Origin of the sequence: Vibrio sp. 10N.222.55.C7 (assembly GCF_041473335.1) — a bacterium.
Classification (GTDB): Bacteria; Pseudomonadota; Gammaproteobacteria; order Enterobacterales; family Vibrionaceae; genus Vibrio; species Vibrio crassostreae_C.
The window spans coordinates 22,946-44,046 of sequence record NZ_JBFRSC010000057.1 but is presented as its reverse complement, the minus strand read 5'-3'; the positions used below and the strand labels follow the sequence as shown (position 1 = coordinate 44,046).

Sequence of the window (21,101 nt, the reverse complement as noted above, 5' to 3'; positions counted from 1 at the left end):
CACCAAAACAATACGCCACATAAATTATATTAATATCACATAAAATGACATAATTTAATTTTATCATGAAAAATTCTGATAAATCTCACACATCGATAAACCGAATGAATACCATCAGAAGCTACATTAGAAACCTCTAAATCCAGTCGCTAAACCTACCGCGTAGAAGCTGTGAAATGGATAAATACCAAAACAAATGGATAAATCCCCCTTACCCCTTGTAAATCATTGGCTTTCATTTATAAATTCAACTTTTGGGTGAACATCTCCATAACCTTTCATTAAAGCCCAAATTCTGCGATTAGTATCAACATCTTGAGATAAAATGGTGACATTTTGGTTATATTATTTAGATCGAACTCTTGTGTTGAATGAAAATCCCAGCCATCACATATCCATCACACAAATATAATAACTATCGCTTAGGAGTTAAGCTATGCACTGTTCTTTCAATATAAATAACAATAATGAGAGCTTGCAACTAATCTACAATGAAGAAAAAATATACATAAAAAGAGACAGTAATAAGATATCAGAGGAAACTCTTAATAGTAAAGAGAGTTTTGTTTTCAAATACCTTATTGAACACTCGTCAATATCAAACCCTCAATCTGCACGAGATGTTGAAGAATCTTTTAAATTACACTTTGACGAAGAGTTTAGCTTATACGCGTTAAAAAATATTATTGCTTCTATAAGAAAGAAATATCGAAGCTTATGTAAGAAAGCGAAGGTAGATAATAATAGCGAACTTATCTCTAACCTTTATAAGGTAGGTTACTTTATCGATCTCGATAAAAGCTCAACCAACCGTATCGCACCTAAGTACGACATCAACCAGTTCAAGCCCAGCCAGTTCGAGATGTTGAAACTGATGTTCAACACCTATCATCGAGAGCTGATTAAGGCTCTGATAGCCGTGTTCACCATCTCTTCCTTTTTCCTATTCGTTGTCTACTTTTCCCAAATCCTTTATACGACGAAGATTGCGAATGAATACAGTGAGAACACCAAACACATTGCCGCAGAAGTCATGGACTACGGTTGCGATAGCCACGGGGCTGTGCACTCGCTAAGGCACTCGCTCAACCTTGATTCTGTCGTCATGACCACACCTTATGACTCCTGCTATATCTCTAAAACACGTTCTAAGATGATAGAGCTCAATCAATTAGACGACTTCTACGATAGTGCTGACTTTGCCTATTCACGCTTCATGGATACCGAGCACGACATTGAGATGGTTGCTCGAATATCTAAACGATCTATCGAAGCTCGATACAAGAACTCACTATTGCCTCTATTAGTCGATTCGATTTCCATCCAGAAGAATGGTTACCACATCTTAAACCTTGGCGAAGAGAGTAAATCTATCTATCAAACCTCCCTACCAACGGGTGCAACCATCACCTTCTACAGTGACGACATTGTTGCACTATGGATTGCGCTTTCTCTGATACTCGCCACCCTGCTTTATCGCTCCTATATTCTGGGTTTCGTGATCTACCTGTTTCGTTGGAAACACATCTCCTTTGAAGAAGAGCCGATCATCAACACCGAAGACAACTGCGTTCTCTACTACGAGTTGTTATCTCGTGTGCGTAATGTTGGCGTTTTAAGCTTCATCAACACCATGAGACGCACCAATTTACTCACCTTTCATACTATTTTACTCATCGAGACAGTCAGAAAAGCGAAGTTAAACAACAGCCATGAGATCTATGGTGTCAACGTGTGTCCGAGTGCTTTGGTAGGGTCGAACTTCGCAAGGCTCAGAGAGCATTTAGCCGCGATGGAAGCGAATGAGTTTGTCGTAGAGATTACTGAATATTCGAACATTGGCTATGGGTGTGAGGTTATCGATAACATTAAGGATATCAAAAAGCTTGGTATCACTATCGCTCTGGATGACTTTGGTACGGGCAATAACAACATCGAAATCATCAATGTTATCTCTCCGGCCTATCTAAAACTGGATCGTTGCTTTGTTAAGGATATCGAGTCAGGAGAGCATCATCAGGGTGTATTGCTCAATATCTCGGAGATTGGACGCCTATCAAATATCACAATGATTTATGAAGGTGTCGAGACGCGTAGGCAGCAATATATCTTGTGTCAGTTAGGCTACAACTTACATCAAGGTTACCTATATAGCCGGCCTAATGACTCAAAGGAGCAATAGGCCCAGCCTAATAGAAATCTTGATCAGCAACCATTTCCTATTCAAATAATCATCGCTCATACAGCTGCTTGAGAGCCCACAAGGACGTAGGCTTCAAGTACCCTCCCCGCCAAACATGCTTTATCCAAATATAAAAATATCCGATCCATTTTCATAAAACCCTTGCCAATTCGAATAAAAAGGTTAGTGTTATACACATGTATATCACCATGCAGTTTTAATTATGACCGAATGGAAAGACGACCAACCGATCTTTAGGCAACTTGCCGCAAAGATCAGTGACCAAATTCTTCAGGGTGTTTGGCTAGAGCTACAAGCATTGCCCTCTGTGCGTGCGGTTGCCGCCGATCTCAAGATCAACCACCTTACTGTCATGAAAAGCTACCAGTTACTGGTGGATGAAGGCTTGGTAGAGAAAAAACGCGGCCAAGGCATGTATGTGGCCGAAGGGGCACTTCAAAAATTGAAAGAGTCCGCACACCAATCATTCATCAACACACAGATCCCAGCCATCGCTGAGACGCTAAGCATCATTGATATGAGTGTCGAAGAACTCGTGAAACAGCTAGCACAACATATAAAGGACAAGTCATGAGTACTTTACTTTCCGTGAAAAACGTAACCAAAACCTATTCAAATCAAGTGGGTGTCGAGAACATCAGCTTTGAGTTAAAACCGGGGCAAGTGCTTGGACTGCTGGGCCACAATGGCGCAGGTAAATCGACTCTGATCAAATCACTGCTTGGTGGACACAACTATCAAGGTGAGATTGAAGTAAACGGCTACCACCCTATCCACCAGCACGCAGAGCTCATGCAGCACTTGTCGTACATTTCAGATGTTAACGTGTTACCCGAGTGGATGACCGTTAAGCAACTGCTTAGATACACCCAAGGTGTACACCCTAGCTTCAACAAGCAAAAAGCAGAACAGACGCTAAGCAGCACCAACATCAAGCTCTCTTCGACTATCAAGCAGCTTTCTAAGGGAATGAAGGTACAACTTCACCTTGCGATCATCATCGCGACTGACACCCAAGTGTTGATCTTAGATGAGCCTACACTTGGCCTAGATTTACTGTACCGCGATACTTTTTATCGCCATCTACTTGAGTGGTTCCACGACGGCGAACGCGCCATGATCATTGCAAGCCATGAGGTTTCAGAGATTGAACACTTATTAACGGATGTTCTGATTTTAAAACAAGGCCATTGTGTGCTGCAAAAGAGCATGGAAGACATCGAAAACGACTATTTCATTATCGAAGTCGCAAACAACCATTCAAGCGAGATACAGAAGCTCAACCCACTGACCTCACAATCCGGCCTAGGCACCACTAAGTGGTTATTGGAAGGCCAATACAAAGCGCAGGTTGAATCACTGGGTAACATCTATAACGTTGGTCTCGCAGATCTATTCCTCGCAACACAGACGGAGAAGGCATAATGCATCCAAGTTTTTACATGCTAGAAAAAGAACTCATCGAGCACAAAATTAACACTCGATTGCCTCTGTTTGTCGCGTTATGTGGTTTCTTACTGTTCGTTAGTCTGTTCTTCAATGGCGCAGCGCAGCATGAGTTTTTCTTCGAAATGCAAGTGAACGGTGACGTGAGCGACATCCACAGAGAGTTCGCACAAGACCTCAACTCAGTGATCTACTTTGGCGCGGGCCTTATTTCACTGATCCTATCAACGCTTTACATCCCTAAAACGCTGCGTAAAGAGCGCCAAGAAGGCAGTTCGATGTTTTGGAGAAGTATGCCGGTATCTAACGCAATGACTCACGGTGTGAAACTCGGCTTCGGTTTAGTGGTTATTCCGGCTATCTGTGCATTGTTAGTGCTGTTCGCAGATTTTCTATTCTGGATATTGAACGTCTCAAGTGAGCAACAACTGGCGCTATTGGTTGAACAACAATCTCTGTTTTATGTGCTGAGCAACTGGGTCGTGTTTTTTGGACGAATGATGTTAGTTGCACTGGTTTTATTGCCACTGGCAACCGTCACTCTAGCGATTTCGCAGCTGGTAAACTCTCCATTGCTTGTCATTTTCATCTCAAGCTATGCGATTAAGTTCCTCTCTGTCGCAGTGTTTGGGTTCTATGGCATCAATGACTTCCTATCTCTCATCGCGTCATTACCAATGAATGTACTCATAGCAAGCAACCCATTAAGTGCGATTGCAGAAGCGCCGATTTTATCTTTAGGTATTTACGCACTGATCGGTGTTGGGGGCTATCTACTGAGCCTAAAGCTAAATAGAACGGACGATGTGAGCTTAAAGACGCTGTTCCAACGTTAACGCATTCGCTCCTGACGTTGGTGTTATCTCTCCCGAGCAGGTAACCACACCAGATATCAAAATCTAAATCAAAGCTTCTGAGAAATCGGAAGCTTTTTTTGATCACGACTTTGCGAATACAGATATGGGTAACAAGAACAAAGGTGCAAAGGTGCAAAGGTGCAAAGGGGTTTTAGTTAGGAGTAACAGAGTGAAGCAACAAGAGAATCTAAGCGGAGGTATAATGAGCTGACATTGAATTGCATTGTTGTTAATGCCTGCCAGCTCTTTGGGGATGATTTCTTTAGTCGCCGACCAGATGAAGGTCCTTGAGAGTGCTAATGAAATCAGTTTGTTGCGTTTTACATTTGATTAAGCTTTTCAGCTTTTAAAGCTCTACGATTAAAGCTTATTTCTTTGATGCTTCTTTTGACGTGTCTTTCCAGTATTGGATACGAACGCGATGAAGCTGTGCTCTTCTCATTTTTTTCATAAGGGATATTTCCTTTTCTTTAACTGCTCTTCATGAGCTATTTTTATTGCCAACCATTCGAATCTAACGGTGTTTGATGCCCAGTTCAATGATACAAATCACAAAATATATAGAGTTTTTAGTACCATTTACATCAAAGTATGACCTAGATATCAACTATAGCTCAATTCAATCCTATGAGCCGCTGTTCAAAATTAAGGTTAGTTCTCTCAGATGACAAATTCATTTCAGTATCAATACAGTTCAATGATACTAATTTAATAGACCGGACCAACGCTGATTTAGTTCCAGTGTCTTATCATTTGTTGATTACATCACCTTTAAAGTTACGGTGTAACTAAAAAATACATTCAATGTGAACTAATAATCGCCACATTAGCCTATACGTTACAACATCAAAATGGGATTATGTTTGTAACGGATAGAGCTTTTGATAGAAAAAAGCCGTAATGGACCAAATTAAATAGACGTAATTAAATGGACGTAATTATGAGTAAAGTAATTCTGCAAGGGCATATTCTAGTGCCAGACAACGACCTAGAAGCAGTGACACATGCCTTGGTTGTGCACAAAGAACTGACACTAGAAGAACCTGGTTGTATTGTGTTTCGAGTCAGTCAAAGCACGCTTCAACCTAATCGCTTTGAAGTGTATGAAGAATTCACTAGCCGAGAAGCATTCGAAATGCACCAACAGCGAGTAAAAGCCTCTGAATGGGGTGAAATCTCCCAGAACGTGACACGTCATTACCAAGTCACTGATGTTCCGACATCATAATGATACATCCGCTAGCCAAACGCATCGTCACGTTGATCAAACAAGATCCCTTACGAATGAAGGTTTTAGACTGTGTCGCTCAGTTGGATTTGCCGCAGTGTTATGTCGCTGCGGGCTTTGTGAGAAACCTCGTTTGGGATCACCAGCATGGTTATGCCTCCCCGACTCCATTCAATGATATTGATGTGATCTACTTTGATCCCATTGATACCTCTTACGAATCGGATCTTAGATACGAGGCTCAGCTTAAACAACGGTTACCCGAACTGAATTGGCAAGTTCGCAATCAAGCCTACATGCACACTAGAAATGGGGATGAACGTTACCAAGGCTCATTGGATGCGATGAGTTATTGGCCAGAGAAAGAAACCGCCGTCGCCGTGAAACAAAGCCTCCATGGAAACATCGAGTGTATTTCTGCCTTTGGCTTAGAGAGTTTGTTTGATTTGCAAATCACACCCAATCCAAAGCGTAGCCGAGATATCTTTGATCAAAGAGTGCAATCCAAAGGTTGGCTAACCCAGTGGCCCAAGTTAACGATGAGTCACAGTTAACTAGCAGTCGAATTCAAACGCTAAAACCATTGACTAAAAGTCCAATCAGATCGAACATGCCCCACTTATTAGCTTATTAAGTTAGTAATTAACCAACTCATCAACCACGCGTGGCGACTAGCTGCTACGCTCTCTCGTCATACTGAGTAACGACCATGAACCAACAATACATGCTGCAAGCACTCGAAGCTTCGCGCCAAGCCTTACCTGATTGCCAACCAAACCCGCCAGTAGGCTGCGTTTTGGTGAAGAACGATAAGGTGGTGTCTGTTGGGTACACGCAAAAAGTCGGCGGAAACCACGCCGAGGTTGAAGCACTGAATAGTTATAACGACAAAACGGACGGAACAATGGAGGGGGTTACCGCTTACGTAACTTTAGAGCCATGCTCTTTTGTTGGCAGAACTCCCGCTTGCGCCAATACATTGGTTAAAGCAGGTGTAAAACACGTAGTCGTGGCGATGCTAGACCCAGACCCTCGCAATAATGGTCGTGGTGTTGCGATCCTTGAATCGCACGGTGTGAAGGTAGAAGTGGGGTTATGCCAAGCGCAAGTGAGCGCCTTTTTAACCTCTTACCTTGGTAAGTCCTAGATCTTAAACAGCCAGTATTAGTTCAATTTCACTCGGTAAAGCGGATTGACTGGCTTATCGACAAAATACGACCAAATATGATCGTAGACGGCATGTTGGTTGGGGAACGGCGCTAACGCTTTTGCTTCTTCTAAATTACACCAGCGGTACTCGGTGTGTTCGTCATTCAGTTCAATCGCTTGGTTGGGTGGGCATAGCACCGCAAACACAGGGATTAGCTGAATCACATTCACGTGCGCCTCATAAAACTGCTCCAGAAACTGCGCGTTATACAAAGCTTCCACTTTAATTTGGGTCTCTTCTTCAAACTCGCGCACGATAGCCTGCCAGCCTGTTTCACCCGCTTCAATCGAGCCTGCGACGTGACACCAAAACTCACCTTTAACACGCTTCATTAATAGCATTTTCATTTGTCCGTCGCTCTCTGAAATAGCGACACCGGAAACAATCGAAGTATTGAGTGGAATCATAACGTTACCTTAGTTTTAATAAGAGGGCGGCAAGGCTACCACCCTTGGTTTGTTAAATTGTCTTCTATGATTAAAAACGAGAAGTTACTCATCAATTAATGGCGTTCAAGCCATAACTCATAGGCTCGTCGCTTGGCTACCCAGTAATAGAACTATTTCTTATTTGAGGCGCTTTTCGATAAAGAGTAGAATCGCCGCCTTGTACTGTGTTTAACGTCTCTGAACATACACAGTAGACTCACAACCATTTATCACCACGATATAAGTATTAATACGACTATGCACTCATCAAAACCAACGCACGACTCAGAAAACAGCCACACACCTGAGCATTGCTTCACTCGTTTTCAACAGCCGATCGAGTCATATTCGTTGCCTGAGCGTTTCACATTCCCGTTCTACTACGAACCGCACCCATTGTGTGAAATCGCTTCTCATCAGCTTCAACAATATCTAGAAACTCAAACCGACTGGCAGCATGACTTCGGACTTGATACTGACGCTGGTCGCGGCAAAATGTTTGGTGTGTTATTGGTGAAAAGCCCTGAAGGTGAATTGGGGTACTTCTCTGCTTTTTCAGGGAAAATCGCCGACCAAAACCTACTGCCTCACTTTGTACCGCCCGTGTTCGACATGCTCAGCAGCGACAGCTTTTTCCATCAAGACACAGCCGACATGATGGCTGTCAACGCTGAGTTTAAAGCGCTGCAAGCAAATACTGAATACCTTGAATTGTGCGAGCAACTGGCACAGCAAAAAGCGCAAGCCGAGCAAGAGATTGAAGCTCAACGTCTATTGATTATTGAAGGCCGAAAAACGCGTAAAGAACAACGTGAACAAGGTAAAGAAAACCTTGATGAGCAAGCTTTCGAACAGCTAAATAATGAGCTAAACAAAGCCAGTGTTGCCGACAAGAACCAGCAGAAGTACCTAAAACTTAACTGGGAACAAACCCTGCAAGTGTTGCAAGCTAAAGTTGATGTGTTCAACACTCAACTGGCTGAGCTAAAAGAGCAAAGAGCACACATTTCTCATCAGCTTCAACACAAGTTGTTTTCACAATACGCTTTCCAAAATGCGGAAGGAAACGTTGAAGACCTTAACCAAATCTTTGAAAACACGCCAAACAAGATACCACCAGCTGGCTCTGGTGAATGCGCTGCGCCTAAATTGCTGCAATACGCGTACTTACATGGTTACACGCCACTGGCATTGGCTGAATTTTGGTGGGGCCGCTCTCCAAAGTCGGAAATCCGCAAGCACAAGAAATACTACGCTTCTTGTCAGAGTAAATGTGTGCCGATTTTAGGCCATATGATGAAAGGCCTAGAAGTCGATCCAAACCCATTGCTAGAGAACCCAGCAGAAGGCAAAGAGCTGGATATTCTGTTCCAAGATGAGCACATCGTGGTAGTACACAAGCCAGCAGGTTTTCTATCCGTGCCGGGTAAAACCATCAAAGATTCCGCCTACACACGTGTTCAAGAAATGCATCCCGATGTTGAAGGCCCATTTGTGATTCATCGCTTAGACATGGCGACCTCTGGCATTCTAATCTTCGCTCTCACACGACGTGCGAACAAGAGCTTACAGAAGCAGTTCATTACTCGTGAAGTCGAAAAGCGTTACGTGGCAATGATTGAAGGCGTTCTAACAGAAAATGAAGGCTATGTTCGACTGCCATTGCGTGGTGATTTGTATGACCGCCCTCGTCAAATTGTCTGCTTCGAACACGGCAAGCCAGCAGAAACCAAATGGGAAGTGATTGAGCGAAACGGGCAAACCACTAAGGTTTACCTGCATCCTAAAACAGGGCGTACACACCAGTTGCGTGTTCACTGTTCACACCAAGAAGGCCTTAACATGCCTATCGTCGGTGACGGCTTGTATGGCAATAAAGCCGACCGATTGCACTTACACGCAGAAAGACTTGCGCTGCACCACCCAGTCACCAAAGAGTGGATGGAATTCCAGTTCGACGCCGAATTCTAAAACCTCTCATTAATACCGAGCTTTGATAAGGAGTCACAACCGCTTGTGGCTCCTACCTATTTTGGGTATATCTCCACGCTTATTGCACTACATCAAGATTCACTTTGTGGTGAAGAGTAGCATGCCCACCTTCTTCTCTCCTTGAGGCCTTTGATATGTCATCAGCTGCTTTGAATTTACAACCTAACAAACTGACTTCCCCATTAATTGCAACTCAAGCACCAAGCTTGAAGCCAATTACATCCAAAAAGCCAGACTTAAACTCGGCAATGCTCAACTTAATTGAAGAAGTTAAAAACGAACTCCCACTTTACGAGTCGGAGACGTTTATCTGTGGTCCAAAAGGAAATTGCTCGGGTTGCTCTAAGAAACTACTAGAGATGGTCGACAGTGAGTTAATGTATTGGGAGCACAGTATTTCCATTGGCCAAGGCCCTAACTTCGAAGAACTGCGCCGCTTTGGTAAGCTTTGCAGCAGCGTTCGACGTGGTTTAGAGCGTAACGGTTTAGTCGAAAAACGCCCAAAGAAAAGATAACAAGCCAAGTCGATAGTCATTACAATGTGTCGCTGGCGATTACAAGCTACCCTGATTGGGCTGGAAACCTATATTTACATGCTTATATTTCAGATCCGACCTTGCATTAAATTACCCATACAAAACGAGAGAAAAGTCACAATGTGGCGTTAATTTCGTATCAAAATAGCACACGGTAACCGATATTACCGCCACTTAATCACACGCCTATAGAACCAAGAATGTTTCGCTCCATTTTTACTTTTTTGATACTTATTTTTAGTACTTGCCAAATAACTTACGCTGAACCTTTAAGATTGCCAGGTAAACCGAATGACAAAAAACTGCACCTTACTTTGGTTCAAGAAATTGTTAATCGCTCGAGCCGATTCGATGAAATCGAGTTTGTCTATCAAGCAACAGGGGAACCTGCTCAATCAAGAGTTATGGCGGATTTAGAGTCGGGAGAGATTGACCTTTATTGGTCAGCGACCAGTCTCGACATGGAAAAACGCTTTGCTCCAATATTGTTCCCTATATATCGAGGAATGCTTGGTATGCGAATCGGATTAATTCATGAAAAAGATAAACAATTACTCGCAAACGTAAGATCTAAAGCGGATTTCACGCGCTTTAAAGTTTGTTCAGGGAAAACATGGCCAGACACATTCATTCTTGATGCCAATGGTATAAAAACCGCTAAATCGCTTAAATATCCAAATATTTTTGAGATGATGCTTGCTGGTAATCGGTGCCACTTGTTTGCTCGTGGTGTCATGGAACCATTTGCAGAAATGCAATCATACCCAGAACTACCTTTAGCTGTTGATAGTCATGTCATGCTCCGCTATCGCATGCCATATATGCTCTTTGTCCAAAAAGAAAACACAAAACTTCAGCAACACATCACAGAAGTGGTTGAAGAAATTTTCGCTGATGGCACCTATGAGAAACTCTTTTTCGAAGACTCCGAAGTAAGAATGGCGCTCTCACGGGCCAACCTTTCAGAGCGAACTATTATCGATCTTGAAAATCCATATCTGACCGAAGACACCCGCTCTATCCCAGAAAAATATTTCTTTGATCCGCTTGCCAACTGAGTACATTTTTATGAACCAAATAACAAAAAAAATGGTTTTACTGATCGCTGCAGTGATGCTTATTGTTGCTGCTATCGCTTTGCCAATCCAATTTATGATTAACCAATCAAACGTTACTGATAAATCTTCACAAGAAATCCAGCGTATAACCTCTGAATTAAGTGTGATATTGCAAGAACCTGTTTATGCATACGATAAGACACTGATACTTAATATCATTGAAGCGTATTCAAATAATGACGTAATCGCAAACATTCAAGTGCTCGATCAAAATAACAACATATTAGGTAGTGTTAATCCACGTGACATTGATGAATCCTCATCGATGGCTATTTCATGGGATTCATTGCCTATCGGTAAAGTTAATGTTGGTTTTAACCATGATGTGACGAATGCTAATTTAATGAACTCTATGCAACTTGCGATTAGTATTTTGCTTTGCATATTTATTGCTAGCCTGATTCTGATTTCCATAGTCCTCGATAGAAAAGTCGTCAGGCCCATCAAAAACATGGCTGATTCAATGAATGAAATTGCTTCTGGTGGAGGAGACCTCACTTCACGTGTTGCGGAAGTAGGCAATGATGAAGTCACATCACTTGCGAAAGCATTCAACCAATTCGTTGCTACTATTCAATCTATCATTCTCGAAACATCGAACACGACCAAACTGTTGGATAAGAGTGGCCACGGTATATCGCAACTACGTGATGAAATGAACCAACAAAGCCAACGACAATCTTTGTTAACTCAAGAAAGTTTGCACAGCATTGAGCAATTTGATTTAGCAACCAAAGAAATTGCTGTTCATACGGAAAATACGCTGTATCAATCAAATGATGCACTCGAGCTTTGTCAGCAAAGTGGTCACACAATCGATATCAATGAACGTAATATTGATGACTTGGTCGTAAGTCTGGAAAGTGCAGCGGAATGTGCGAATTCACTAAAAGTAAGCAGTGATGATATAGGTCGAGTGATTGTAGTCATCAAAGCGATTGCGGAACAAACTAATTTATTGGCATTGAATGCAGCTATTGAAGCGGCACGGGCCGGTGAGTCTGGCCGTGGTTTTGCGGTTGTTGCGGATGAAGTGCGCTCATTAGCGTCTAAAACCCATGATTCAACCAATGAAATTGAATCTATTATTGAACGCCTACAAAAAGAAGCAAACGAGTCATTTGTTGCAACACAGAGCTCGAAAGCTTTAGTGGAGCAAACAAAAGCCAGCGCAGATGAAATACAGCAAGCACTATCGAGCATTATCTCTTCCGTAACGTCCATCAATGGCATGGTAGATTCTGTTGCATCCGCCTGCGAAGAGCAGTCAAACGTTAGTTCAAAAGTCGCAAATGACATGCAGTCTCTTGATAGTAGTGCAAAAGAACTAGTTAACGTGAATGACGATTTGGCAAACGTATCCAATGATATCTTGACGCAAACTACTGTCCTCTCCACTCAGATTGCTAAATTTAAGTTCTAAGTATACCCTCAAGCCAGCATAGGTACTTGCTGGCTTGAACCTTTCAACTCGATGTTAAACATTTAGAGGTCACAAATCCTTGCTGATTTTAGAGCTTTGAGATAACTAATCATACAAAACCTAAAGATACTATCACACCAATTAAAAACCTATTTTGGACAACGGGAGCCACCTTGAAGAGACCACAACCAGTACTGGGAAAGACCGGTATGCTATTTTTTCTCGTCATAATAAGTGCTTTCCCTCCATTGACCATCGACCTTTACTTACCTGCGCTTCCGCAGATGGTCGAGGTGTTTAATACTGACCGATCAATGGTCAACCTAACCCTGAGCAGCTACTTCGTTACTTACGCCATCGGTCTTTTGTTCTGGGGGCCGCTCAGCGAAAAATTTGGTCGTAAGCCGATCCTATTAATTGGATTAGCGAGCTATATGGTCGCGAGCATATTGTGCGCGATGACCAATAGCATCGAACAGTTGATTAGTGCTCGTGTATTCCAAGCCTTTGCTGGCAGTGCTATCACCGTTATCGCTACCGCCATTGTCAAAGATCTTTATGACGGCCGAGAACGTGAAAAGATCATGGCGACTATCATGTCACTGGTGATCATCGCGCCAATGGTTGCGCCTGTATTTGGTGCCTTTCTACTGAAAATTGCTTCTTGGCGAATGATGTTTGTCACGCTCGCCATTTTTGGTGCATTTGCGTCAGTATTAGCTTGCTGCTACCGAGAAACACTCGAAAACAAATACCAAGGTTCTATATTCCGATCATGGGGAAGAATGGGCGTGGTCATGAAAAACCGCTCGTTCGTCAAGCTGCTGGTCATTTTCTCTATCATACCGATGGCGTTGATGGGCTTTCTTGCGGCGGGTTCTTATATCTACATCGATCACTTTGGATTGACCGAACAACAGTTTAGTTACGCGTTCGCATTCAATGCACTGTGCGCCTCATTTGGTCCAACAATTTACATGAAGTTGTCCTACCGAATGCCGGTTCAAAAGGTCATCTCAGGATGTTTTGCTTTATTAGCGCTTGCGGGAATCTTCACCCTAACCATTGGCGACCTGTCCCCTTGGTTCTTCATGTTCATCGCTGCACCAGCGACATTAATGGCGATCATCATGCGAGTACCGGGGACCAACTTGATGTTGAATCAACAAGATCATGACACGGGCTCTGCCGTCGCACTGATACAGTTCTTCAGCATGATTTGTGGCTCGCTTGGCATGGTATTAGTTTCAATCCGCCCAGAGTCACTGATTGAAAACCTAGGCTTTATCCAATTATCCATCGGTACGCTAGGCGGCCTGATGTGGCTAATGGTCAGAAACAAAGAGTTCGTGACTAATAAGCTGAATTAAAGCTCTCAAGCCTAATTGTCATTCACACTACAATAAACTTGAAAACCGCTATAACGAAATTAGAAACCGTCTACATAGGCGGTTTTCTTGTATTTGAAGACGTACATTGAATTTTCAAGCCATGAGTTTCACGCACAAAAAAGCTCCTATTAAGGAGCCTTCTTATCAGAGCCAGTGAGCACTCAGTTTGGTCAATTATTACTAAGCTTGAGCCACTTGACGTGCTGGGTGTTTAATAAACACAGCGACTACAGCCACGATTGCAAGCGCGAAACAGTAGTAAGAGTTAGACACGATCTCTAGCGGCGATAGGTTAAACACAGAGCCTAATAGCAATACCTGAGCACCGTAAGGCAGTACGCCTTGAATCACACACGAGAAGATATCCAATAAGCTTGCAGAGCGGCGTGGAGATACATCGTTCTCTTCAGCTAATTGGCGAGCCACACTACCAGAAACAATGATTGCTACGGTGTTGTTTGCCGTACATAGGTTCACCATTGATACCAAGCCTGCAATGCCTAGCTCACTTGCGCGGCCATTCGCTTGCTTAGAGTGAGAAGAACCAAATGCACGAATCAAACCGCTCACTAAGTTAGTCAGAAATGCTAATCCACCTTGGCGACGCATCAGCTCACTCAAACCACCAATCAGCATCGACAGTAAGAAGATCTCTTGCATGTTGCCAAAGCCTGCGTAGATATCTTGAGCGTAATCCGTCATACCGTAGTTCTCAATAGAACCTAGGCTCACTCCACCCGCTAGCAAGATACCAATCGTCAACACAACGAACACATTCATGCCCGATACCGCAAGGATTAGGATAGTGATGTACGGAAGGACTTTCAGCCATTCAATTGGGCCTGTTTCAGGAACTTGAGTTGCTGTGCTGTTGAAAGCAAAGATAACAATCGCGATAAGTGCAGCAGGAAGTGCTTTACGGATGTTCTCTTTAAACTTGTCTCTCATCTCACAGCCTTGCGAGCGAGTCGCGGCAATCGTGGTATCTGAGATGATAGAAAGGTTGTCACCAAACATAGCGCCACTTAGCACTACGCCAGCGGTTAGAGGAATACTCATACCAGCTGAGTCAGCAATGCCTAGTGCAACAGGAGCAACCGCAGCGATAGTACCCATAGAGGTGCCCATTGCTGTCGCAATGAACGCCGAAATAAGGAAGATGCCCGGTAGGATCATGCTCGTTGGGATAGCCGATAGACCAAGGTTTACCGTCGCGTCCACGCCACCAGAAGCTTTAGCCACAGCAGCAAAAGCACCCGCCAATAGGTAGATCATACACATTGCGATAATGTCTTTGTGACCCACGCCACCTAAGAACTGCTCAATCGCACGGTTCAATTTATCTTTGCTCAATAGCAACGCTAACATCACAGCAGGCAGAGCCGCAATCGGAGCTGGAAGTTGATAGAAAGCAAAATCGACGCCTTGTAGCGACAGGTATGTACCCACGCCAATAAACAGCGCAAGGAAAACGATCAGAGGGATAAGCGCCACTGCAGAAGGGGCAATTACCGCGTTAGAATTTTTTGAATTGGACATGGAACGACAACACAATAGAACAGGAAGGTGAGCAGACTAATGTCACACTTAGAACTTGTCAACGTCTAGACGTCTAAACGCCTAATTTAATGCAAAGTAATAAGAACCCTATTGAGCATCACGTAATAAAAAAGGCTATTTACTCATCAGTAAACAGCCTTTCGATAACAGATAGTGCGCCGCTAGAAGTTAGCGTTTCTGCTTGAACGTTATTTGGTATTCACCAATGCCTTCGTAGTGGAAGGTCGTTGGTTTATCGAATTCCATTTCCACGATACCGCAGTAAGAGCCCGTGATAATGGCTTCACCCGCTTGGAAATCAACACCACGACGCGTCATGTAGTTAATCAACCAGTAAATTGGGCTTGGTGGCAGTGTATTCGGGTGCTTACCGTCGAATGCTTGAACTTGCTCGCCTTGAGTCACTTCAATGCTGATCTCTGCAGAAGTGAACGCTTTTTCGCGATCAATCTCAGGGCCAATGAATAGACCTTGGTTTACTAGGCCATCGGCCAGTTTTTCATAGAACTCAGCGCCGCTGTCATCCGCAAAACGAGACTGCATTAACTCAAGTGCCATGTGGCAAGAACCAATCGCTTCGTTGATTTGCTCTTCGCTGTAGCCTTCTTGGCTTGCAGGCAGGCTCTTAGCAAGCGTAAATGCGATTTCAGGCTCAACGCGTACTACGCCGTTGTCAGCAAACAGTTCACAAACTTCGCCTTGTTGAACGCTGCCCGAGAAGATTGGCGCAACAACAAACTTGTCTTCAGCCAGAGGAAGTAAGCACTTCCAACCGCCGACTTTATCGCTTTTCAAATCGATCATTGAAGATTGGATCTTTAGCGCATCTTCCAAGTTATTCGGACGGTACTGTTCGTCCAATCTTGGTGCTTTGGTGCCAGCAACACGACGACTCAACAGTTCTTCAGCTGCTTGTTTAAATACATTTGTCATATAATACCACCTTTAGTTTTATGACCAGTATAATATCGGATTTCTTAAAGCTTGAATAGACAATTCAACAACGGTGCTACACCGAAAATTCAGCCATCAATTTTCGCATATTCTAGACGCAAACAACTGAAACTATTTTGATTTAAATGTAAAAAAGCCAGTAATTTGATTACTGACTTTTCGATGTATTACTGATGTTCAGGCTTTACTGCCCTTTCAACGTCTTCTTCAAATTCTGCATGAAGTTTCTGAAGTGAGGCATAAAATTAACAAACAGAGGGTGTTTTCTATCTTGCATCATCAATGGGCCTAACAAGCGAATGCTCACTCCTAGTCGCGCTGCTGATTGCTCGTCTAAGCCGCTGTCATGTTTGATCTTCTCAACAATCGCGAACATATCTTCTCTGTCTTCAATTTCAAACTGCATGGTTTGAAGTTCACGATCTTCTTTGATGTTCACTTCTTCGATAGTGATACGGTAGTTATTGTGTTTGCCTGTGAATGCTTTCATTTGGACCTCCTAAAATGCTTAAAAAGTGTTTTGGTTAGCTCTTCATGAATCGTTCGAGCTTAGGTTTAACCGTCATCGACATCACGACCATGATCGCAAGGCCAATGGGAAGTGCGGCAATAAATCCATTAAACCATCCACTGGTAAACGCCGATGTATCCGAAAATCCAATGTTATTTGCCGCTGTTACAAATGCCATCATGGACTCCATTATGAATGCCATGATCAGTCCTACGATCAGGTTGCGAACTTTCTCGCTATAAGTTGTGAACACTCTAGCAACGGCTTTGGTGACTAAAGCCATCATCACCGTGCCCATTGGCATCATGATCACGACAACAAGGGCTAACGAAGAAAGCCAGTTGCCAATAAATTCCTCGCCGAATCCGACATTCATGTAAGTCATCACAGCCGTTAAACTGCCGCCAATCGTCAGCATTAAGCTCATCATGACCAAAACTTTGTATAAAACCGGTGTGCCTTTTTGCTCAGGAAGAGTTGGCGTTAGAGTTGCTTGAATCGTCATATCTATTTCCTGTCTTGAATTTACGAACAATTAAGTTGATAATGTCAACTATAAATACAGTAGTTGATAATGTCAACTATATTTCTAAGGATAGTTTATGTCTGATAACACATCGCTAGAATCAATCTTTCGTCTAGTGCACTCTTTGAAACGTCAAATGAGCGAACAGATTGAGAGCTTAGACTCAGAGATCGCACCTATGAACATTCGTGTCATGAAGATCATTACTAAGAAGTCTCCATGTACCGCTATCGATATCGCACACTTCCTAGATCGTGATAAAGCACAGGTCACTCGGCTCATTAATGCCTTGATCAATCAGGAACTTGTGAAGAAGTCTCCGAACCCGGAAGACAAGCGCAGCCAGTTATTGGTTCTGACTGATAAGGGTCAAGAGATCATGAGTAAGGTCTCGGATATCGATCGAGACATGCTGAAGAGAATGACCAAAGGCATGGCCGAAGACGAGTTAGAACAATTCAGAAAAATTGCGAAGAAAATGGCGCAGAACTTAGAAAGCTGATCTTAAAAATAAAACTAAAAAACGCCACCGAATCGTAAGATCGGTGGCGTTTCGTGTATAAGTTGGGTTGTACAGCTTAGTGGTTTAGCTATGTCTATTTGGATGACAGCTCTAATTCGATGCTAGTTTCCACCATGCCTGAACAGGTACAGGCTCTGAGATCACCAAACGTTCACCCATCACCGGGCTTACCATTTGTACATCTCGCTCTTTGCTAATCGCCAGTGCTTGTTCCATTGGGTCTTGCCAATCATGCATAGAAAGGTCGAAGGTACTGTTGTGGATTGGCATCATCACCTTACCTTGCAGATCAATGTGTGCCTGAACACTCTGTTCTGGGAACATATGAATATCCGCCCAAAGTGAGTTATACGCACCCGTTTCAACCATGGTTAAATCAAACGGCCCAAAACGGTCGCCAATCTCTTTAAAGCCATTGAAGTAACCAGAATCACCGCTAAAGAAGACTTTCTTGTCTGAAGCGTTAATAACCCAACTGCCCCACAGTGTTTGGTCACGATCAAGCAAGCCACGACCAGAGAAATGCTGTGTCGGTGTCAACGTGAACTCAATGTCTGAGGCCGTTGCCGATTCCCACCAGTTCAATTCGATGATCTTCTCTTTATCCACGCCCCACTTTTCCAACAGTGCGCCCACTCTTAATGGCACTAAGAACGTCCCTACTTTGTCGGCTAATACCTTCACGGCACCTTTGTCTAAATGGTCGTAGTGATCGTGGCTGATCACCACCACATCAATATCGGGTAGGTCTTGCAGTGTGATTGGTGTCGGATGAAAACGCTTTGGTCCCATCCATTGCACCGGTGATGCACGATCACTGAACACAGGGTCAGTCATCACTAACTTGCCATCCAGCTTCATCATCACGCTTGAGTGACCTAAGCGGTAAGCAACGTCGTCTTGTTCTTCGATCAATTGCTCAGCTGTCATTGGAATCAAAGGCAATGCAGCGCGCGGCACTGGCTCGTTTCTTTCCACAGTCACGTATGCTTTCAAGATTGAAAAAATATCAGACATACCCGATTTGTATTCCAACTCACTGTTAGTAAACTTCTTTGGAAGCTTATCTAGATTGTCGTTTGATTGTGAACCTGTGCTTACGATAGCGACCACGGCAAGTACTCCTAAAATCGGTAATAGATATTTTTTCATTGGTATCTCTTTAACCGTTGGGATAGACCCAACACATAAACTACACCGATTAGTTTATATGCCAAAACCAAAAAGTAAACCACCGAGTGTAATTTTTAATTTATCTAGACGTAAGCGTGTCAAAGTCGATTTTGGAAAAACCAATTTTGGCAACGAGTTAACTTAGTTATTTAGCTAGTAAGAAAGGTTAATCAGCAGACCATACATTCTTGAAATCTGGCCATCCCCAGTTGGTGATGGCTACGTTTTTAAGAATCCCTTGGAAACGAACGGTCTGTAAGTGATGGAACATAGGCACTAACCAATAATCTGAGATCAGAGTAGACGCGATAGGTTCTAGCTCTGCCAAGTAATTAGGCAGTTCCACGGATGCTTTATGACTATCCAAGCGCTGCTTGAGCCAATCGCTGTTCATCTCTCCTAAAGCAGAGTGCAAAACAGGATCGTTCATCATCCACGAGAACAGCGAAGACGGAGCATTGTCATCGAGGTTCAAGTTACACAGCACCAAGTCCTCCTTTAACTCGCCACTCTGAGATAACTGAGCCAATTCTCGAAAACTGTAGGTGTTCACCTCAACTTCCACACCATATCGTTTGAGTATGTCAGATACGCAAATCGCACATCGATACAACGCATAATAATCGTAAACCGCTATACTCATCTTTTTCGGCAGTTGTGTCTCTTTCGAAGGCGTTCGATACAGCTTCTGCCAACTTGGCAGTATATTTTGAGCCAAAGAGACACTAAACAGACCTTTGTTATGTTCCAACTGAGACAAGATCGCTTGTGGGTTGGTCAGTTCTGAAAGGTATTTACGCTGCTCATTATTAAGCGGAGTTGCCCCAGAGTTTTGATTGAACAGGATAAATAAGCACCCATCCTCGACTCGGCTACGAAGGCCGTCTGTGTCTGCAGAAACAAGTTCCGTATCGCTTTTCCCTAACTGATGGAAACAAGAAGAATCTTCATAAGACGAGACTTGCATTTGGCTGTCATCAAACCGAGCACTGCCCGTCATTTGTTCCTCAAACTGCCAGATGGTCACCTCATCAGTTAACGAGCGACAACCATAATAGTGCTCAAATGCGGCAAGCTTGATTCGTTCATTATTGGTCTCAACCACTTTAAATGGACCGGTTCCAATAACAGCATGTGACACCGAGTTTAATGGGGACGGTTCACCAGTGACTTGTGCCGCGGGTTGAATCGAATATTTAACGCCAGCAAGTAAACCAGCAAAACCAGTATCTGCTTTGGTGAGTTGGAAGCTGATACTCAATGGTTGTTCACTGTAAATCGAAGCGACATGGCCCAGCTCTGTCTGATAGAAAGGTAGTAATTGTAAGGCAGTAAACAACGAAACTAGCTGCTTGGCGTCGACGGGGTTGCCATCGTGGAAAGTTAGACCTGGGCGTAAATAGAAAGTCCAAACCAATTTTTCAGCATCATATTCCCAATGGTGTGCCAGTTCAGCCTTCAACTTGCCCTTGCCATTACAAGTGACGAGGCAACTGAACACTTGCCTGATCAAAAATCGTTCGCTACTGCGGTGAATATGATGCGGGAAGAGATCTTCAAACTTACGTTTGTAGGTCAATTGGACGTGCAGTAACCCTTCGCGCATCGTCGCGCCAGAGGTTTCTTGGAGGAGAGAGCCAAATACAGCGCGGTCATCTTCCAAAATAGAGAGTGCTTTTTCGTATTTGCCCTGCTCTATCAATTTACTGGCAACATGTTGAGTCATTTCTTGATTACTAAAACGTAATGTCAGGTTAGAACGTTGATTCCGTCCCACTTTTGGCTCCCACACCACCCATTCAGCTTGATGCATCTTACCAAGTAAGGTTCGAGCGTGACGCAAGCTTGTAAACAGCATATCCGCTACTTCGGCTAGGGTGACTGAATGAGAAATGTTTGGCTCGAACGACTCTAGCCGCGTGTAGTAACGCATCATGTTTAGATCAGACAAATAATGAACCTTTTAAAGATAGCTCTTCCTAATTAAGCCCATTATAAAACACATTCATCAAAAAGTAGTGT

At 43.4% G+C, this 21,101-nt stretch carries 20 protein-coding genes; 13 read left to right on the top strand and 7 right to left on the bottom strand.

Going from position 1 to position 21,101, the window contains the following annotated elements; genetic code table 11:
- Positions 1 to 436 precede the first annotated feature (436 nt).
- The 7 genes from AB4482_RS19505 (at position 437) to AB4482_RS19475 (ending at position 6,881) form a co-directional block, all read left to right on the top strand.
- Complete coding sequence (locus tag AB4482_RS19505) at positions 437 to 2,182, top strand: EAL domain-containing protein (protein WP_017066680.1); 1,746 nt, start codon at positions 437 to 439, stop codon at positions 2,180 to 2,182.
- Positions 2,183 to 2,405: 223 nt separating this feature from the next.
- A complete protein-coding gene (locus tag AB4482_RS19500) occupies positions 2,406 to 2,777 on the top strand; it encodes a GntR family transcriptional regulator (protein ID WP_017060587.1) in 372 nt (123 codons plus the stop codon).
- The gene (locus AB4482_RS19495) at positions 2,774 to 3,628 is read left to right on the top strand and encodes an ABC transporter ATP-binding protein (protein WP_102321049.1); all 855 of its coding nucleotides are present in this window, start codon (positions 2,774 to 2,776) and stop codon (positions 3,626 to 3,628) included. Before AB4482_RS19500 ends, AB4482_RS19495 begins: the two co-directional genes overlap by 4 nt.
- A complete protein-coding gene (locus tag AB4482_RS19490) occupies positions 3,628 to 4,485 on the top strand; it encodes a hypothetical protein (RefSeq protein WP_017060585.1) in 858 nt (285 codons plus the stop codon). The genes AB4482_RS19495 and AB4482_RS19490 overlap by 1 nt, the downstream gene beginning before the upstream one ends.
- A 961-nt stretch (positions 4,486 to 5,446) precedes the next feature.
- Entirely contained in the window at positions 5,447 to 5,734 is a 288-nt protein-coding gene (locus AB4482_RS19485) for a putative quinol monooxygenase (protein WP_017060584.1), read from the top strand.
- Positions 5,734 to 6,288 carry a nucleotidyltransferase family protein gene (locus AB4482_RS19480; protein ID WP_372101046.1) on the top strand — a complete coding sequence of 185 codons (555 nt, stop codon included), beginning with the start codon at positions 5,734 to 5,736 and terminating at the stop codon, positions 6,286 to 6,288. Before AB4482_RS19485 ends, AB4482_RS19480 begins: the two co-directional genes overlap by 1 nt.
- A 155-nt stretch (positions 6,289 to 6,443) precedes the next feature.
- On the top strand, positions 6,444 to 6,881 hold the full coding sequence (locus tag AB4482_RS19475) for a bifunctional diaminohydroxyphosphoribosylaminopyrimidine deaminase/5-amino-6-(5-phosphoribosylamino)uracil reductase RibD (RefSeq protein ID WP_102394169.1): 438 nt from the start codon (positions 6,444 to 6,446) through the stop codon (positions 6,879 to 6,881).
- 17 nt (positions 6,882 to 6,898) lie between these two features.
- On the opposite strand, the gene AB4482_RS19470 is transcribed toward AB4482_RS19475, so the two are convergent.
- Positions 6,899 to 7,351 carry an NUDIX pyrophosphatase gene (locus AB4482_RS19470; protein WP_017060581.1) on the bottom strand — a complete coding sequence of 151 codons (453 nt, stop codon included), beginning with the start codon at positions 7,349 to 7,351 and terminating at the stop codon, positions 6,899 to 6,901.
- A 279-nt stretch (positions 7,352 to 7,630) separates the two neighbouring features.
- Here AB4482_RS19470 and AB4482_RS19465 point away from each other — a divergent pair, with 279 nt between their 5' ends.
- The 5 genes from AB4482_RS19465 (at position 7,631) to AB4482_RS19445 (ending at position 13,811) form a co-directional block, all read left to right on the top strand.
- Complete coding sequence (locus AB4482_RS19465) at positions 7,631 to 9,343, top strand: RluA family pseudouridine synthase (RefSeq protein WP_017060580.1); 1,713 nt, start codon at positions 7,631 to 7,633, stop codon at positions 9,341 to 9,343.
- Positions 9,344 to 9,498: 155 nt separating this feature from the next.
- Positions 9,499 to 9,879 (top strand): hypothetical protein, encoded by a 381-nt coding sequence (locus AB4482_RS19460; protein WP_017060579.1) that lies wholly within the window; start codon positions 9,499 to 9,501, stop codon positions 9,877 to 9,879.
- Between the two features lie 221 nt (positions 9,880 to 10,100).
- A complete protein-coding gene (locus AB4482_RS19455) occupies positions 10,101 to 10,958 on the top strand; it encodes an ABC transporter substrate-binding protein (protein WP_102394170.1) in 858 nt (285 codons plus the stop codon).
- Positions 10,948 to 12,441 carry a methyl-accepting chemotaxis protein gene (locus AB4482_RS19450; protein WP_372181453.1) on the top strand — a complete coding sequence of 498 codons (1,494 nt, stop codon included), beginning with the start codon at positions 10,948 to 10,950 and terminating at the stop codon, positions 12,439 to 12,441. The genes AB4482_RS19455 and AB4482_RS19450 overlap by 11 nt, the downstream gene beginning before the upstream one ends.
- Before the next feature lie 209 nt (positions 12,442 to 12,650).
- The gene (locus tag AB4482_RS19445) at positions 12,651 to 13,811 is read left to right on the top strand and encodes a multidrug effflux MFS transporter (protein WP_102428768.1); all 1,161 of its coding nucleotides are present in this window, start codon (positions 12,651 to 12,653) and stop codon (positions 13,809 to 13,811) included.
- Between the two features lie 201 nt (positions 13,812 to 14,012).
- Here the strand turns inward: AB4482_RS19445 and AB4482_RS19440 are convergent, their stop codons facing one another.
- From AB4482_RS19440 to AB4482_RS19425, 4 genes are all read right to left on the bottom strand, one after another.
- Positions 14,013 to 15,371 carry a Na+/H+ antiporter NhaC family protein gene (locus AB4482_RS19440; RefSeq protein ID WP_372181452.1) on the bottom strand — a complete coding sequence of 453 codons (1,359 nt, stop codon included), beginning with the start codon at positions 15,369 to 15,371 and terminating at the stop codon, positions 14,013 to 14,015.
- 189 nt (positions 15,372 to 15,560) lie between these two features.
- Entirely contained in the window at positions 15,561 to 16,325 is a 765-nt protein-coding gene (locus AB4482_RS19435) for a hydratase (RefSeq protein ID WP_372181451.1), read from the bottom strand.
- Positions 16,326 to 16,530: 205 nt separating this feature from the next.
- Positions 16,531 to 16,836, bottom strand: coding sequence for a DUF3861 domain-containing protein (locus AB4482_RS19430; protein ID WP_372181449.1), 306 nt, complete (start codon positions 16,834 to 16,836; stop codon positions 16,531 to 16,533).
- A 34-nt stretch (positions 16,837 to 16,870) separates the two neighbouring features.
- Positions 16,871 to 17,362, bottom strand: coding sequence for a DUF2798 domain-containing protein (locus AB4482_RS19425; protein ID WP_017081271.1), 492 nt, complete (start codon positions 17,360 to 17,362; stop codon positions 16,871 to 16,873).
- A 97-nt stretch (positions 17,363 to 17,459) separates the two neighbouring features.
- Here AB4482_RS19425 and AB4482_RS19420 point away from each other — a divergent pair, with 97 nt between their 5' ends.
- Positions 17,460 to 17,885, top strand: a complete 426-nt coding sequence (locus tag AB4482_RS19420; protein ID WP_017060573.1) for a MarR family winged helix-turn-helix transcriptional regulator — start codon at positions 17,460 to 17,462, stop codon at positions 17,883 to 17,885.
- A 111-nt stretch (positions 17,886 to 17,996) separates the two neighbouring features.
- Here the strand turns inward: AB4482_RS19420 and AB4482_RS19415 are convergent, their stop codons facing one another.
- Complete coding sequence (locus tag AB4482_RS19415; RefSeq protein WP_372084341.1) at positions 17,997 to 19,058, bottom strand: MBL fold metallo-hydrolase; 1,062 nt, start codon at positions 19,056 to 19,058, stop codon at positions 17,997 to 17,999.
- A gap of 187 nt (positions 19,059 to 19,245) precedes the next feature.
- Positions 19,246 to 21,030 (bottom strand): SgrR family transcriptional regulator, encoded by a 1,785-nt coding sequence (locus AB4482_RS19410; protein WP_102321058.1) that lies wholly within the window; start codon positions 21,028 to 21,030, stop codon positions 19,246 to 19,248.
- Positions 21,031 to 21,101 lie beyond the last annotated feature (71 nt).

Excerpts from the sequence above, each read along its gene's own strand:
- AB4482_RS19505 (WP_017066680.1), top strand. The coding sequence starts at position 437 with ATGCACTGTTCTTTCAATATAAATAACAATAATGAGAGCTTGCAACTA.
- AB4482_RS19500 (WP_017060587.1), top strand. The coding sequence starts at position 2,406 with ATGACCGAATGGAAAGACGACCAACCGATCTTTAGGCAACTTGCCGCA.
- AB4482_RS19495 (WP_102321049.1), top strand. The coding sequence starts at position 2,774 with ATGAGTACTTTACTTTCCGTGAAAAACGTAACCAAAACCTATTCAAAT.
- AB4482_RS19490 (WP_017060585.1), top strand. The coding sequence starts at position 3,628 with ATGCATCCAAGTTTTTACATGCTAGAAAAAGAACTCATCGAGCACAAA.
- AB4482_RS19485 (WP_017060584.1), top strand. The coding sequence starts at position 5,447 with ATGAGTAAAGTAATTCTGCAAGGGCATATTCTAGTGCCAGACAACGAC.
- AB4482_RS19480 (WP_372101046.1), top strand. The coding sequence starts at position 5,734 with ATGATACATCCGCTAGCCAAACGCATCGTCACGTTGATCAAACAAGAT.
- AB4482_RS19475 (WP_102394169.1), top strand. The coding sequence starts at position 6,444 with ATGAACCAACAATACATGCTGCAAGCACTCGAAGCTTCGCGCCAAGCC.
- AB4482_RS19470 (WP_017060581.1), bottom strand. The coding sequence starts at position 7,351 with ATGATTCCACTCAATACTTCGATTGTTTCCGGTGTCGCTATTTCAGAG.
- AB4482_RS19465 (WP_017060580.1), top strand. The coding sequence starts at position 7,631 with ATGCACTCATCAAAACCAACGCACGACTCAGAAAACAGCCACACACCT.
- AB4482_RS19460 (WP_017060579.1), top strand. The coding sequence starts at position 9,499 with ATGTCATCAGCTGCTTTGAATTTACAACCTAACAAACTGACTTCCCCA.
- AB4482_RS19455 (WP_102394170.1), top strand. The coding sequence starts at position 10,101 with ATGTTTCGCTCCATTTTTACTTTTTTGATACTTATTTTTAGTACTTGC.
- AB4482_RS19445 (WP_102428768.1), top strand. The coding sequence starts at position 12,651 with ATGCTATTTTTTCTCGTCATAATAAGTGCTTTCCCTCCATTGACCATC.
- AB4482_RS19440 (WP_372181452.1), bottom strand. The coding sequence starts at position 15,371 with ATGTCCAATTCAAAAAATTCTAACGCGGTAATTGCCCCTTCTGCAGTG.
- AB4482_RS19435 (WP_372181451.1), bottom strand. The coding sequence starts at position 16,325 with ATGACAAATGTATTTAAACAAGCAGCTGAAGAACTGTTGAGTCGTCGT.
- AB4482_RS19430 (WP_372181449.1), bottom strand. The coding sequence starts at position 16,836 with ATGAAAGCATTCACAGGCAAACACAATAACTACCGTATCACTATCGAA.
- AB4482_RS19425 (WP_017081271.1), bottom strand. The coding sequence starts at position 17,362 with ATGACGATTCAAGCAACTCTAACGCCAACTCTTCCTGAGCAAAAAGGC.
- AB4482_RS19420 (WP_017060573.1), top strand. The coding sequence starts at position 17,460 with ATGTCTGATAACACATCGCTAGAATCAATCTTTCGTCTAGTGCACTCT.
- AB4482_RS19415 (WP_372084341.1), bottom strand. The coding sequence starts at position 19,058 with ATGAAAAAATATCTATTACCGATTTTAGGAGTACTTGCCGTGGTCGCT.